A 14,735-nucleotide genomic window follows, 5' to 3' on the forward strand; every position below is an offset into this window, starting at 1 on the left:
GGCCAGCCCTGGTCATTCGATCGATATCCGGCCGGTATCCGTGCGCGCCCGGTTTTGCGGGCGATACATATCTTCGACCGACGCGGCCGGATGATGGAATTCGCCTGGCGTGACCGCTCGGGCGACATAGGCCAGCGTTACCGGGCCGCGACCAAAGGCGTCGACCGCCGCCAGGAACCGGTCCGACCGGAACTCGGCATGGAGGGCGGGCGTCAGGTCGAGCCAGTCCAGCGACCGAACATCGCCTGAGCGCAGAAGGCTGGGGTTGTCGATCTCGATCCCGGCGGCAAGCGGGTCGTCGATCATCAGCCTTGCGCCGCCATCCTCGAACGGGGTGACGGTCAGAACCGTGACAAACCGGTCCCCGGTGTCAAAACCCGTCGGGTCCAGAACCGCGCCGTCCAGCGAATAATACTCCCGCTCGATCTGGAACCCCGAGCCGCCGGCAGCGGGCGGAACGTCGGGGATACCGGTGACGGTCAGGGTGATATCGGCAGGCTGCGCACCCTGGGCCGAGATGTTCAGGACATCGTTCTGCCCGGTTTGCAGAACCTGGACAAAGGGTCCGTCAACCGGGGCGCCATTTACCAAAAGGCCCGAATGTTCGGGGTCCGAGATCAGCGCATGCGCGGCCAAAAGGGACCATGCGGCCTCTTGCGTGGACAGATGCGCGCCACCGGCGCTGACGCGTTGGATCAGCGCGTCGCGGTCGATGGCCTCGGTGCCGGAATGGGTTGCAAGCGTCAGCAGGCCCGCGGCATCGCGCAGATCGGTTCCATAATCGGCCCGCCAGGCGGATTGGTTTTCTGCCGGTGCACGGGTCAGCATCGCGCTGGCCCGGACAAACATCTCGTCTGCGCGGGTCTGGTCGCCATAAGACGCCAGCGCCGCGCCAAGCTGCGCTGCGGCCATCGGGGTGTCAAAGGCATCCCCTTTGACGTCAGCGTAATACCGCAGATCACCCATCGAGGCGCCGCCTTCGCGCGCCAGGACCATCAGCGCATAGGCGATATCCTGTCCGCCCGCGTCGAAATCGGGGGCATAGTTGATGCGGTTGCGCAGGTTGTCCATTGCCTGCGCAAACGCCCGGTCCGGGACGTCATGGCCGCTGGCGCGGGCGCGGGACAGGAAGTCCGTAACATAGGCGTCCAGCCAGAAATCGCCGCTTTGGGCATACCACAGGCCAAAGGCTCCGTTGGCGGCCTGCCGGGTCAGTACGGACCGGATTGCCGCGCCGATGCGCAGGTCGATGGCCGGGCCAGAGCCCAGCCCAGAAGCCTCGGCAACCGATGACAGGTACAGCAGCGGCATGGCCTGGCTGGTCACCTGTTCGGTGCAGCCATAGGGATAGCGGTCCAGTTGGTTCAACAGCCCCGGCGTGTCGAATTTCGCCAAGGGCCCTGCCGTAAGCGTTGCACGGGCTGTGCCCGGCTGAAAGCCGTCGAACACATCCTGCGAGAACAGGAAGCTGTCGCCCGACCCCAGCGCAAACCGGCGGGTCTGTGCCACAACAGGGTCGTTTGCCCGCACCGGCAGGCGGAAGGTCTGCGCCAGGTCGCGCCCATCCGGCGTGGTCAGCGCAACGGTGATTTCGGGGTCCGAGACCGCGTTTGCCTGCAAAGGAACCTCGAAAACCGCCTTGCCGCCGGGTTGCAATTCGACACGGGTTGGAACCGGTCCCAGGTCAAGCCCGCCGGAACTGGAAATGCCCAGTGTCATCTCGCCCGCCGGGCCGTCGGCGTGCACGATCTCAAGCAGCATCCTGCTTTGATCGCCGGGGGCCAGGAAACGCGGCAGGCTGGCGGTGACGACAACCGGATCGCGGACGATCATGTCGGCCTGCGCCTGCCCCACTGCCGTGCCGGACCATGCGACAGCCATCAGGCGCACGGTTCCGTTGAAGGCGGGCAGCGGAATGTCCAACTCGACCGTGCCGTCCGACCCAAGCTGAACCGGACCGCTGAACACCGCCATCAGGTCCTGTGTCGGGGGCGGAGATTGCCGCCGCATGCCGGCATCATTGTCGCCGCCCGACCGGACCGAGCCCATTGCCCCGTTCATCCCGTCGATGAGGCGCCCGTAAACGTCGCGCAGTTCAACGCCCAACCGCCGTTGGCCAAAGTAATAGCCTTGCGGGTCCGGGCTTTCGAACCCGGTCAGGTTCAGAATACCCACATCGACCGCGGCCAGTGTCAGCCATACCGGATCACCCGGTGTGGCATTTTCGACCCTGATACGGGCTTTTTCGGTCTTTCGTGGGCTGGCGGTTTCAGGAACATCGATAACCACGTCCAGCTTTTGTGCGGCCGCGTCGATACTGGCATGGGCAATCCCCATGGCGCGGCTGGGGTTCTGACCTGCCGTCGGGTCCATGGGTCGGATCACAGTCGCCGTGACATAGGCCCCGGCGCCCCAATCCTCGGTCACGTCCAGCGGGATCACGGTCTCGCCGGCCTGAACTTCGACCATCTGACGGTGGATCAACCGGTTTGACAGGACCTCGATCTGTGCAACCCCGGCAGCGCGGGGCACGATCCGCAGCTGAGCGGTGTCTCCGACCCGGTAGCTGTCGCCATCCAGCGACATTTCCAGCCGGTCCGGCGTGGTCGAGGCGTCTGCCGCCTGGTACCACCCGGCATAGAAATCCACCGCCGATTCAGCATAGGTTCCGTCGACGCGCTGCACGACCAGTTCATAGCGCCCCCAGTCTACCGGCTGGCTCAGCGACAGCGGCTCGGTCCCCAGGTCGACCTCGCCGGTTGCAATCCGCGTGCGGCGGGTTGTCGGTTCCCAGTTCCAGTTTCCGTAAAGCTGATACCACTGATAGCGCGTTTCCACGCGGTTGAGGGTCCAGCGCAGGCGCATCGGGCTCGCGGTCAGATCGGGGGCCAGGCCAACGATCTGAAACGCCGCTTCGGTGCCTTCGGGGATCACGTCGTCAAACAGCGGCTTGATACCGATGACCGGCTGCGACGGTAGAACGGGAACGGACAGGCGGCGTTCGACCGGGCGGCCGGACCCGTCGGCCAGCCGCGCAATGACGGTGGCTTCGATCGGTGTGCCTTCGGTTTTCAGTTCGGGGATTTCAACCGCCACCGTTGCCGCGCCCGAGGCATCCGTCCGCGCATTGCCGAAATAGCTGCTTTTGGTGGTCAGGTCGGCGTCATAGCGACCAAAGCGGTATCCGGTGAAACCGGGCACGGACTGAGCCGGGCGCGCGGTGACTTGCCCATCGATGCTCAGGTCCGATCCGGGCGCGCCGAACAGGTAGCGTGCCGTGATCTGCAGCGGCGGGCTGTCACCGGGACGCAGAGGCGCGTCGGGCAGGGACAGGTCGAAATCAATCCGCTCCGGCAGGAAATCCTCGACCAGAACGGTCTGACGGGCCAGGGCCGCGGCCTTTGGGTCGGATTTGAGCTCGATCCGCCATGCGCCGCGCGGGACGTCAGCGGCGACCGGCAAAGCAAAGACATGCCCGCCCGCGACGCCTCCATCGGATACGATCCGGCGATATTCGACGCCGTCAGGACGATAGAGGATGGCGGTCAGCGGCAGGCCTTCGACCGCATTTGCCCGATCATCCCGCGTCAGCGCCGTCACATTGATGGTCTCCCCCGCGCGATAGGCCCCGCGATCGGTGGTCATGAAGACATCGACCGGTCCGGCTGGTGCGCGCCCTTCGACACCCCTGTCGGACAGGTCAAAGGCGGGGTCGGTCAGCGACAGAAAGCTGAAATCCGCGTCCTGACCCTGAGCCATGACCAGGGCCGGCGCGCTTGCGCCTTTGCCGCGGGTCAGGCCGGGGTCGAACCGGGCATAGCCGGCGGCGTCGGTCTCGGCCGTGCCAAGCACCGCATTTGCGTTGGATATCAACGAAAGCGTGACGCCCTCGCGCGCGGTTGCGTTCTGAAGGCTGCGCACCGTGACATGAAGCCCGTCCGTGCCCAACGCGGTGCTGAGGCCCAGGTCCGACAGGACGAACCACTGCGTGGCAGCAGGCGCGTCATCGGGGTCGCTGCCCGGAATACGGGCGGTCAGCGCGTATATCCCCGGCGGCTGGTCCGCGATGGCCTGCGCCATGGGCAGGCGCGCGGTCATGTCCTGGTTCAACTGCATGGCAACCGTCGCAGTCCCGGTCCAGATGTCCTGTGCGATCTGGTCCGAAAATTCGTCTTCTTCCCACGAACTGAGCGGTCGCCCAAAGAAATCCTGCTGTACCGCGCGCAGCAGGTTACGGTCGCTGACGCGGCGCAGCGTCAGGTCCAGACCCGTCGTGTTGACCGTCTCGACCGGCAAGGCCGCCTCTGCCGTTCTGGGAAGGACATAGCTGCGGCCCGGGAACCGGACCGAAGGCGCTCGGTCCCGAACGTAATGTGTCAGCTCGACATCGCGGTGCAGCGCTTCGCCCGAGGCCGATGGCAGCCCCGCGCGCAGCGTCACGCGGTACCGGCTGCCATGCGCGACACCGTCAACGCACAATTGCCGCTGGTCGACCTGAACCACCAACCCGCTGTCAGCGCGCTGAACATAGGGGTCGTAATCCACCCCGGCCTTGACCAGAGGTTCTGAAAACTCGATGCAGATTCGCGGCGCTGCGGCGTCGCTTTCGACGCTGCTGTCGACAACGCGGAACCCGTATTTGGCAATCGCACGGCCCAGCGCGGCCTGCACGTCCTGGCGCGGTTGTATCGCATCCGCCAGCCGCAACGCGGGTATCATGTCCCGCCCGCGATCCGCCGCGTCCAGCGCATCGGCCAGCGTCATCAGCGCGGCGATCTGAGCCCCGTCCGTATCCGAACGCAGATACCCGTTGATCGCAGCGCTGAGCGCGCGGTTGCGCATTTCGCGTTTCTCGGACCAGCCTGACGGGTCTATCGCCAGCAGCAGGCGGGCATATTCCACCCAAAGATCGGCCCGGTCGCTGAACGCCACGGCGACACCCGCCCATTGCATCGCCTGTGTCGGGCCTGAAGCCGCCCGCATTGACGCAAGAACGGTGTCCAGATCATAGCCACCTGCCATGTGCAGGAACCCCAGGTCGCGGGCTTGCTGCGTGGCGCGCTTTAGGTCCGCGTCGCCCAGCACCTCCAGTGCCTGTGCCCGGTCGCGGGCCAGGTTTCGCACGGCCGCCGGAGTGGGCAGCTTGAGGGCGGACAGCGCGCCCGAATACGCCTCTTGCCGGTTTACGCCGCTTTTGGGAAAACAGGCATCGGACCGGGTGTTATAGGTGAAGGCCGTGCAGCGGTCATTGGCGGCACAGGCCTGGATACATGACCGCAGATCAGTGTCGAATAACGCGTCCAGGTCCGACCCGTAAAAATCGGTGTCGCGGGTGCTGAGAAAACGGAACTCGGGCGCGGCTTGCTGGGCCATGCCTTGGGTGACCTGAACGGCAAGCATCAGAATAAAAGTGATTGAAATCAAAACAAAGCGGCGCATGACGACCTCCTATTTCGGGCAGGGTTGCACGGGGCGGCGGCTTATTGCAACGGCTTAAGCACTTTTTCACGCAATCCGGGAATGCTGCCTGCAAACGACCCGGGATCACGATCATGAGCCTTGCTGAAAAATTGGCGCAGGAAAGACGCGCCCGTCTTGCGGCCGAGCGGATGCTTGACCTGAAACAGGCCGAATTGTCGGCAGCCAACCGCAAGCTTGGCCGCCACGCCATCGCCCTGACCAAACGCATCGGCGAAACCCAGGCCGAGGTTGAAACCGTCCGGGGCGAAAACGAAAAGGTAAAATCCGACCTGACCGTCGCCCATGCCAAGGTCGAAGTCGCCGAACGCAGGCTGTGGCATTCGATCCAGACCATTCAGGACGGGTTTGCCTTTTTCGACGGCGATGGCCTTCTGATCAGCGCCAACACCGCGTATCTGAGCGTTTTTGAAGGGCTGGAAGAGGTCGCGCCGGGCATATCCTATGCGCGAATTCTCGAACTTCTGACCCATGAAGGGATCGTGGATATCGGCTCGGACTCGGTGCGGGACTGGCAGGACCGGATGGCGCGCCGCTGGGCCTCTCCGGCCCCTGATCCGGTCGTGATCCAGCTGTGGAACGGGCAATATATCCGCCTGATTGATCAACGCGGACATGGCGGTGACGTGGTCAGCCTGGCGCTGAATATCACATCATCCGTCCGGCACGAGGCCGAGCTGCGCGCCGCCCGCGAACGGGCCGAGGCCGCGAACCGGGCCAAATCGGCCTTTCTGGCCAATATGAGCCATGAGATCCGAACCCCGATGAACGGGATTGTCGGGATGACGGAACTGCTGACGGAAACCCCGCTGGGCGAAGAGCAGCGACTATATGTCAACACGATCCGCAATTCGGGCGAGGCCCTGTTGGTGATCATCAACGACGTTCTGGACTATTCCAAGATCGAAGCGGAGAAGCTGACGCTCCACCCCGAACAGTTCGACCTTGAAAGATGCATTCTTGAGGTTGCGATGCTGTTGCAGCCCAGCGTGCGCGACAAGGGGCTGACCTTGCTGGTCGATTATGACCTGTTCCTGCCGACGCTGTTTGTCGGCGATCCGGGGCGGGTACGGCAGATACTGACGAACCTCGTTGGGAATGCGGTGAAATTCACGTCAGACGGTCATGTGCTGATCCGGGTGACCGGTGTCCCCAGCGCCGAGGCGCAGAGCTGTGACATTCACGTGGCCATCGAAGACACCGGGATCGGGATCGACCCGGACAAGATCGCCCATATATTCGGCGAGTTCAATCAGGTTGAGGATGCACAGAACCGGCAGTTCGAAGGCACCGGCCTTGGCCTTGCCATCACCAAACGTCTGATCACGATGATGGGCGGCACGGTCTGGGTCGAAAGCGATCCGGGCGTCGGGTCCTGCTTCGGGTTCCGGGTTCAGTTGCCAACCGCCGAAGGGCCGCAACCGGCGCCGCCGGATTTGGCCGGGCGGCTGCAACATGTCGTCGTGGTCGAGGATCTGGCCGTCAACCGGGCCATTCTGACCAAGCAACTCAGCCGCTTGGGGTCACGCGTCACCGTGTGCGCATCGGGGTCAGAGGCGCTGAAGGCGGTGGATGACACGGTCGGCCTTGTGCTGTGCGACCATGACCTGCCCGATATGGACGGGTTGGAGCTTGCAACGACGCTGCGGGATCGGGGCTGGGGCGATGTTCCGATCGTGATCATGTCGGCCAATCCGGGTCTGATCCATGCCGACCCTGCACATCGCCTGATCGAAGGTGTCCTGCAAAAACCCATTCCGCGGGCCGAGCTGTATTCACGCCTGATGGCGCTGGACACACCCTTGTTTGCGCCGGGGCAGCCGCCCGAGAGCGAAACGGTCGATGCCCAGCCCCCTCAGGCGCAGGCCGGTCAACGGCAGATGCGCGTGCTTGCAGCAGAAGACAACCGGACCAACCAACTGATTCTTGGCAAGATGACCAAGGACCTTGATATCGAACTCCGCTTTGTCGCCAACGGGGTCGAGGCGGTTGATGCCTATTCCGACTTTGATCCTGATCTGATTTTCATGGATATTTCGATGCCAAAGATGGATGGCAAACAGGCCACGGCCGAGATTCGCCGGATCGAAGTCGGAACGGGCCGGCATGTTCCGGTCGTCGCGCTGACGGCCCATGCGATGGCCGGGGACGATCAGGGTATTCTGGCGGCCGGGCTGGATCATTATCTGACCAAGCCTTTGCACAAAAAGCTGATCTGCCAGATGATCGAAGACCATTGCCCCAAGGACGCCCGGCCCGTCATTGCCGATCCGGCTGCCGGCGCTTAGGGTATCTGCATGGATAAGGACCGAGGCTTTCGTCCCCGTGCGCTGGGCGAAATCGCCATTCGCTGCGCCGATATGGACAAGATGGTTGCGTTCTACGAGGACGTGATCGGGTTGCAGCGTCTGCGCGGTAACCGCACCAGCGCCATCACCTTCTTTCGCATTGCCGAAGGGTTTGGCGGGCATACCCAGGTATTGGCCCTGTTTCAGCAAGCGCCGGGCCCCGATTCCGACCGGAACGGGCCGGGCGGCAGCGCCCCGGCGACCGGGGCGGGGTCGTCACTGCATCACATCGCGCTGTCCTTGCCATTTGCCGAACAAGAGGCGGCGATGCGCTGGTATGACAGGATCGGCCAGCCCTATCGGATCGAGCAGTTCAGCTGGATCGGATGGCGCGGCATCTTCACCCAGGACCCCGAGGGCAACACGGTCGAACTGGTCGCCTATGACCCTTCGATGCTGGATCAGGCCTGATAGGGGCGCAGGAATACCGGTTTGTCCACATCCGACAGATCAGGCTGATACGCATAGCCCCCAAGGTCGAAATCCAACAGGCCGGACGGGTCGGTCAGGCGCTTTTGGATGACAAACCGCGCCATTGCCCCGCGTGCTTTCTTGGCGAAAAAGCTGACGACCTTGGGCTTGCCGCCTTTGTCCTCCATGAAAACTGGTGTGATGACGCGCAATTTCAGGGCTTTCGGGTCTACTGCACCGAAATATTCCTGACTGGCACAGTTCACCAGGACGGCGCTGCCGATACTTTCGGCTTGCGCATTCAGCGCCCTGCTCAGCTGGTCGCGCCAATAGTCGTACAGGTTCTTACCCCGCCGGGTTTTCAGCCTGCTGCCCATTTCCAGCCGGTAAGGCTGGATCGCGTCAAGCGGACGCAACAGACCGTACAGGCCCGACAGGATACGCAGATGATCCTGGGCCCAGGCCAGTTCGTCAGCCTCCAGTGACCCGGCCTCTAGCCCCTGATAGGTGTCCCCTGCAAAGGCCAGCGCAGCAGGGCGCGTCGCCGTGGCCTCAGGCGTGGCGGCAAAAGCGCGATAGCGGTCCCGGTTCAGGCGGGCCAGATCATCGCTGAGGTCCATCAGTTTTTTCAGGTCACCCAAAGTGAGGTTGCGGGCGGTTTTCGACAGCCGGACCGCGTCGTCCTGAAAGTCGGGCTGCGTGACCGCGAAATCCCGCTCTGCCCAGTCCAGCCGTTTGGCCGGGGAAATCACTACCAGCATATCCGCCCTCGTCTCTTGCCTGATGGGCCGTGTCTAGCCCGCCTGTCGCAGCACGTCCAGAAAGGCGGCGCCAAACCGTTCGTGCCGCCGGTCGCCCAGCACCTGTTCAATCGCGCGCGGGTCATCGCTACGCAATTGCGCCACCTTGGCCAGTTGCGAGGCCGAGCAGGTCAGCGGCTTGTCGATCCCGTCGGGGCCGCGTGACAACTGTGACTGAACTTCGAGCAGGCGGTCATAGATACCGCCCTGGTCACGCCCGGCAAGCTTGCGACGGGCGGGGTGCACCTCTTCGACCGCGCCGGTCAGCACCTCAAGGAAGGTGCTGCCATATCGTTCGAGCTTTTTCGCGCCGATCCCGCTGATCCGGGCCATGTCGTCCAGTGTGGCGGGACGGGTTTCCGCCATTTCGATCAGGGTCCGGTCGGGAAAGATGACATAGGCCGGAACGCGGGCCGCCTCGGCCAGGGCCCGCCGCTTGGCCTTGAGCGCGGACAACAGCGGCGCATCCTCGTCAGAGACCATCGCCTTGACGGCAGGCCGCCGCGTGGCCTTGCGGATCGTGTCTTTGCGCAGGTTGATCTGTGCCTCGCCCTTGAGGATCGGCTTGGCGGCCTCGGTCATGCGCAGTGCGCCGTGGCGTTCGGGGTCGGGGCGCACCAGATCATGGCCCATCATCTGTCGGAATATGGCCTGCCATTGCGGGCGCGACCATTCTTTGCCGATGCCATAGGTGGACAAGGCATCATGGCGCCGCGCGCGGATCTTGTCGGTCTCGTTGCCCAGAAGAATGTCGATCAGGTGGCCGGCCCCGAACCATTCCTCGGTGCGCAGGATCGCGGACAGGGCCATGCGGACGGGCGTGGTGCCGTCGAACACCTGCGGGGGGCTGTCGCACAAATCGCATTTGCCGCAGGGTTCGGCCCGTTCACCGAAATAGCCCAGCAAGGTCTGACGGCGGCAGACCAGCGCCTCGGCCAGGCCCAGCAGGGCGTTCAGCCGGGCGTGATCGGCCATGCGACGCTCGGGCGGGGCTAACCCCTCGTCGATCTGGGATCGACGCAGGCGGATGTCGTCGGGGCCGAACAGGGTCAGGGTTTCGGCGGGGGCGCCATCGCGCCCGGCGCGGCCGATTTCCTGGTAATAAGCCTCGATGGATTTGGGCAGGTCCGCATGGGCAACCCAGCGGATATCGGGTTTGTCGATGCCCATGCCGAAGGCCACGGTGGCGACGACGATCAGCCCGTCCTCGCGCGCAAAACGGGTTTCGACGATGCGTCGGTCCTCGGGGTCCATGCCGCCGTGATAGTGGCAGGCCGAATGCCCTTCGTCGCGCAGAGCCCTGGCCAGAACCTCGGTCTTGTTGCGGGTGCCGCAATAGACGATGCCGGATTGGGTTTTGCGGGCAGCGGCGAAATCAAGGATCTGCTTGCGCGGCCCGTCCTTGGCGGCAAAGGCCAGATGGATATTGGGCCGGTCAAAGCCGCGCAGAAACTTTTGCGGCGGCGTGCCATCGAACAGTTTCTCGACAATCTCGTCCTGTGTTTCCGCATCTGCTGTCGCGGTAAAGGCGGCCAGCGGCACGTTCAGGGCGCGCCTCAGCTCTCCGATCCGAAGATAGTCAGGGCGGAAATCGTGGCCCCATTGGCTGACGCAATGCGCCTCGTCCACCGCGATCAGGCTGACATTGATCCGCCGCAGCATGCCCAGCGCAGAGCCCGCCGCCAAACGTTCGGGCGCCATATAAAGCAGCTTGAGCCGCCCGGCCTCCAACGCCTCCCATACCGCGTCGGTTTCCTCGGGCGTGTTGCCCGAGGTCAGGGCACCCGCCGCAACACCAGCTTCCTGCAGGCCGCGGACCTGGTCGCGCATCAGCGCAATAAGCGGAGAGATCACCACCGTGACCCCCTCGCGCATCAGCGCAGGCAATTGAAAACACAAGGATTTGCCGCCGCCCGTCGGCATGATCGCCAACACGTTTTCGCCCGCCGTCACGGCATCGACGATTTCCTCCTGACCGGGGCGGAAGGCGTCGAATCCAAAGACATCTCGCAGCATCGGCGCGGCGTCAAACATATGCGGGTGTGCCCTGTTTTAAGGTTTGTCTGCTCTTGAGACAGGACAATCACATACTAAGAATCGGTGAACAAGAGGTCAGTAGAAGTGCGTCATATTGTTGGCGAGTATGATGCGCAGGGAAAAGACACCAATCAGTACGATCAACGGCGCCAAGTCCAATCCACCCATCGGTGGTAAGAGACGTCGAATTGGCCCATATATTGGTTCGAGTATGCGGTTCAGGCCATACCAAATCTGCGCGACGAACTGCTGATGAAGGTTGAGCACCTGGAAGTTGATCAGCCAGCTCATGATCACATGAGCAATGACTATAAACCAAACAAGGCTCAGTAGCATTTGCAAGATTTCGAAAAGAGATTGCATGGGTGCTCCGTTCTTTCACCGAAAGAGACCTAAGCACACACACGCCAAAGAGCAAGACTGTACCAACTGAACGCTTGCGAATTGGGCCAAACACCCGTCTTATTGGACAAAAGAAAAACTGGGGCAGTCATGGCAGAGATTTCCAAGCGCAAGCGTATCTGGGGATGGTGGTTTTTCGACTGGGCCAGCCAGCCCTACCATACCTTGCTGGTGACGTTTGTCTTTGGCCCCTATTTCGCAGGCGTCGCGGCCGAGTATTTCCTGAACTCGGGCCTCGACCCCGAGGCGGCTGGCGCGCGGGCACAGACCGTCTGGGCCAATTGCATGACCATCATTGGCCTGATCATCGCCTTTGGCGCGCCGCTGATGGGCGCGATGGCGGATGTTTCGGGTCGTCGAATTCCTTGGATATTCGGGTTCTCGCTGATGTATGCGGTGGGGTCTGCCACACTGTGGTTCACGCTGCCGGACGGGTCGAACATGTGGCTTATGCTGTCTGCGTTCGGGATCGGCTTTGTCGGGGCGGAATATGCGCTTATCTTCATCAACTCGCAGCTGCCCGATCTGGGCGATGACAGTGAAGTCGGCGAGATTTCGGGATCAGGCTTTGCCTTTGGCTATTTCGGGGGGCTGATTTCGCTGGCCATCATGCTGGCGCTGTTTGTGGAACAGGCCAATGGAAAGACGCTGATCGGGATGGACCCCCTGTTCGGTCTTGACGCGGCAACGCGGGAAGGCACGCGTTTTGTCGGGCCGTTCACCGCCGGGTGGTTCATCCTGTTCATGGTGCCTTATTTCCTGTGGGTCCGCGACGATGCGCCTTCCGGCAAGACTGGCCAGACCGGCACGGTGGCCGAGGCGTTGCGCGTGCTGGGCCGCTCGGTCGCGGCCTTGCGTCATCGTACCAGCCTTGCCAGTTACCTGGGGTCGTCGATGTTTTACCGCGACGCGCTGAACGGTCTTTACAGCTTTGGTGGGGTCTACGCGACGCTGGTGCTGCACTGGGACCTGACCAAGATCGGGGTTTTCGGAATTGTCAGCGTACTGGCGGCGGCGGCCTTTTCCTGGGTCGGAGGAAAGCTGGACAGGCGGTACGGTCCCAAACCGGTGATCCTGGTCGCGATCTGGGTGCTGATCCTTGTCTGCACAACGATCGTGTCGATGGACCGGACCCAGATTTTCGGGCTCGGTTTGCCGTCGGGCTCGAGCCTGCCGGACCTTGTTTTCTTTGGTTGCGGCGTGCTGATTGGCGGGATGGGGGGCATCCTGCAATCGGCCAGCCGTTCGATGATGGTGCGCCACACCGACCCAAAGGCCCCGGTCGAAAGCTTTGGGCTTTATGGCCTGTCGGGCCGGGCGACGGCCTTTGCCGCGCCTCTGCTGATCGGAATTGCGACAACGATGACCGGCAGCGCACGTCTGGGGGTGTCACCCATCGTTGCGTTGTTTATTCTGGGCCTGTTCCTGATGCGCTGGGTCAGACCGGAAGGGGACCAGAACAGATGAAATTACTGCGTTTTTTCGTGACCGTCGCCGCCCTGGGTCTTGCTGCAGAGGTCGCGGCCGAGCCTTTGGCAAAGCAACTCTTCGGGGCTCAAAGGGTCAGTTCACAGCAAAAACCGGCCGCGTTCGGCAGTTATTCGCGCGGCTGTGCGGCCGGATCGGTGCAACTGCCGGAAACCGGTGCGACATGGCAGGCCATGCGTTTGTCGCGCAACCGGAACTGGGGCCATCCTGAAACGATCGACTATGTCCAGGACCTGAGCCGGTTTGCAGCCCGACAGCCGGGATGGAACGGGCTGTATGTCGGCGATATCAGCCAACCGCGCGGGGGGCCTATGACCTCGGGCCACCGGTCGCATCAGCTGGGCCTTGATGTCGATATCTGGATGCTGCCCGGTGACAATATGCGCCTGTCGCGAAAGGCGCGGGAAAACCTGTCTTCGATTTCGCTGCGCCGCGCCAGCGGGGCCTATGTAAACGGGAACTGGACCAGCCAGCACCACGCTGTCCTGCGCGAGGCGGCCAAGGACAAGCGGGTCGCGCGCATTTTCGTCTTTCCCGGCGCAAAGGTGCAGATGTGCAATGACGAAAAGGGAAACCGCGCCTATCTGCGCAAGATCAGGCCCTGGTGGGGGCATCACTATCACTTTCACGTTCGCCTGAAATGCCCCCGAGGGTCCCGCGGCTGTGTCAATCAGGACGCCCCGCCCAAGGGCGATGGGTGCGCCGAGGCCCGGCAGTGGGTGCAGAACATCCTGAACCCGCCGCCGCCGGATCCGAATGCGCCACCCCCAAAGAAACGCCGTGAATACACGCTGGCCGACCTGCCTCAGCAATGCGCATCCGTTTTGCACTCGAACTGATTGCCGGCCTGACGCTGGCCGGGGCGGCGTGGGCGGTCGATGTCAAAACGGCCACCCTGGCCGACAGCTTTGCGTGGCGGCACCCTGCTGAATGGTTCGGCGGATTCTCGGCCGTACATGTTTCGGACAAGGGGCGCAATTTCATTGCGCTCAGTGACCGGGCCACCTTTGTGACTGGCCGGATCGAACGCGACAACGGCGCGATAGCGGACGTTCGCATTTTGGGCCATTGGCCAGTTCTGTCCAGCACTGGCCGTATCATGCTGGGCTATGCCGGTGATTCCGAAGGTCTGGCCGTGGCACCGGATGGCAATCTTTTCGTATCCTTCGAAGGGGTCCACCGGGTTGCCCATTACGCGGCACCCGGCACCCATGCGCGCGTGCTGCCGCGCCCGTCCGCCTTTGACGGGCTGGACCGCAACGGGTCATTCGAAGCACTTGCGATGGACCGGCGGGGGCGGCTCTATACCTTAACCGAGAAAAGCCGCACGCTTGAGGGCGACATCCCGGTCTATCGCTGGGACGGTCAGGCGTGGTCCACGCCGTTTGTCCTGCCCGCACGCGGCGGTTTTCTTCCGGTTTCGGCTGATTTCGGCCCTGACGGGCGGTTGTATGTCCTTGAACGCAGCGTGTCGCTGACCGGGTTCCGCACCCGCCTCAGGCGGTGGGACACAACCAATGACGTGCCGTCTGCCGAAGAAACCCTGCTGGAAACCGCGACCGGCACCCATGACAACCTCGAAGGTCTGTCCATCTGGCGCGACGCTCAGGGGGAAATGCGGGCCACGATGGTGTCCGACGACAATTTCCTGGCCCTGCAACGCACCGAGCTGGTGGAATACCTGCTGCCCGATTGACTTGCCGCAACCAAGGGTCTAAACGCACGGCTTGCCTTGGGATGAACCCTTGGCCAAGTCGCCGCTACCTTGTCA

9 protein-coding genes are annotated in these 14,735 nt (G+C 63.1%); 5 read left to right on the plus strand and 4 right to left on the minus strand.

Features of this window, described 5'->3' with window-relative positions:
* Nucleotides 1-12 precede the first annotated feature (12 nt).
* Nucleotides 13-5,439, minus strand: a complete 5,427-nt coding sequence (locus tag ACXAG8_RS09490) for an alpha-2-macroglobulin family protein (protein WP_475223622.1) — start codon at nucleotides 5,437-5,439, stop codon at nucleotides 13-15.
* 113 nt (nucleotides 5,440-5,552) lie between these two features.
* Between ACXAG8_RS09490 and ACXAG8_RS09495 the strand changes: the two genes are divergently transcribed.
* Both ACXAG8_RS09495 and ACXAG8_RS09500 read left to right on the plus strand, forming a co-directional pair.
* Nucleotides 5,553-7,766 carry a response regulator gene (locus ACXAG8_RS09495; protein ID WP_475223623.1) on the plus strand — a complete coding sequence of 738 codons (2,214 nt, stop codon included), beginning with the start codon at nucleotides 5,553-5,555 and terminating at the stop codon, nucleotides 7,764-7,766.
* A gap of 9 nt (nucleotides 7,767-7,775) precedes the next feature.
* On the plus strand, nucleotides 7,776-8,237 hold the full coding sequence (locus ACXAG8_RS09500) for a VOC family protein (protein WP_475223624.1): 462 nt from the start codon (nucleotides 7,776-7,778) through the stop codon (nucleotides 8,235-8,237).
* Here ACXAG8_RS09500 and yaaA read toward each other — a convergent pair.
* From yaaA to ACXAG8_RS09515, 3 genes are all read right to left on the minus strand, one after another.
* Nucleotides 8,228-8,998 (minus strand): peroxide stress protein YaaA, encoded by a 771-nt coding sequence (gene yaaA / locus ACXAG8_RS09505; RefSeq protein WP_475223625.1) that lies wholly within the window; start codon nucleotides 8,996-8,998, stop codon nucleotides 8,228-8,230. The genes ACXAG8_RS09500 and yaaA overlap by 10 nt on opposite strands.
* 33 nt (nucleotides 8,999-9,031) lie before the next feature.
* Nucleotides 9,032-11,071 (minus strand): DNA helicase RecQ, encoded by a 2,040-nt coding sequence (gene recQ / locus ACXAG8_RS09510; RefSeq protein WP_475223626.1) that lies wholly within the window; start codon nucleotides 11,069-11,071, stop codon nucleotides 9,032-9,034.
* 78 nt (nucleotides 11,072-11,149) lie between these two features.
* Nucleotides 11,150-11,437 carry a YggT family protein gene (locus ACXAG8_RS09515; RefSeq protein ID WP_475223627.1) on the minus strand — a complete coding sequence of 96 codons (288 nt, stop codon included), beginning with the start codon at nucleotides 11,435-11,437 and terminating at the stop codon, nucleotides 11,150-11,152.
* Nucleotides 11,438-11,566: 129 nt separating this feature from the next.
* Between ACXAG8_RS09515 and ACXAG8_RS09520 the strand changes: the two genes are divergently transcribed.
* Genes ACXAG8_RS09520 through ACXAG8_RS09530 form a run of 3 tightly spaced genes read left to right on the plus strand, consistent with a single transcriptional unit; the run spans nucleotide 11,567 to nucleotide 14,660 of the window.
* Nucleotides 11,567-12,943, plus strand: a complete 1,377-nt coding sequence (locus tag ACXAG8_RS09520; RefSeq protein WP_475223628.1) for an MFS transporter — start codon at nucleotides 11,567-11,569, stop codon at nucleotides 12,941-12,943.
* Nucleotides 12,940-13,803, plus strand: a complete 864-nt coding sequence (gene mepA / locus ACXAG8_RS09525) for a penicillin-insensitive murein endopeptidase (protein WP_475223629.1) — start codon at nucleotides 12,940-12,942, stop codon at nucleotides 13,801-13,803. Before ACXAG8_RS09520 ends, mepA begins: the two co-directional genes overlap by 4 nt.
* Nucleotides 13,776-14,660, plus strand: a complete 885-nt coding sequence (locus ACXAG8_RS09530) for an esterase-like activity of phytase family protein (protein WP_475223630.1) — start codon at nucleotides 13,776-13,778, stop codon at nucleotides 14,658-14,660. Before mepA ends, ACXAG8_RS09530 begins: the two co-directional genes overlap by 28 nt.
* Nucleotides 14,661-14,735 lie beyond the last annotated feature (75 nt).

The sequence above is a fragment of the Ruegeria sp. ABD4_443 genome, assembly GCF_056160865.1.

Coding starts and splice junctions, on each gene's coding strand:
- ACXAG8_RS09490 (WP_475223622.1), bottom strand. CDS start 5,439: ATGCGCCGCTTTGTTTTGATTTCAATCACTTTTATTCTGATGCTTGCC.
- ACXAG8_RS09495 (WP_475223623.1), top strand. CDS start 5,553: ATGAGCCTTGCTGAAAAATTGGCGCAGGAAAGACGCGCCCGTCTTGCG.
- ACXAG8_RS09500 (WP_475223624.1), top strand. CDS start 7,776: ATGGATAAGGACCGAGGCTTTCGTCCCCGTGCGCTGGGCGAAATCGCC.
- yaaA (WP_475223625.1), bottom strand. CDS start 8,998: ATGCTGGTAGTGATTTCCCCGGCCAAACGGCTGGACTGGGCAGAGCGG.
- recQ (WP_475223626.1), bottom strand. CDS start 11,071: ATGTTTGACGCCGCGCCGATGCTGCGAGATGTCTTTGGATTCGACGCC.
- ACXAG8_RS09515 (WP_475223627.1), bottom strand. CDS start 11,437: ATGCAATCTCTTTTCGAAATCTTGCAAATGCTACTGAGCCTTGTTTGG.
- ACXAG8_RS09520 (WP_475223628.1), top strand. CDS start 11,567: ATGGCAGAGATTTCCAAGCGCAAGCGTATCTGGGGATGGTGGTTTTTC.
- mepA (WP_475223629.1), top strand. CDS start 12,940: ATGAAATTACTGCGTTTTTTCGTGACCGTCGCCGCCCTGGGTCTTGCT.
- ACXAG8_RS09530 (WP_475223630.1), top strand. CDS start 13,776: ATGCGCATCCGTTTTGCACTCGAACTGATTGCCGGCCTGACGCTGGCC.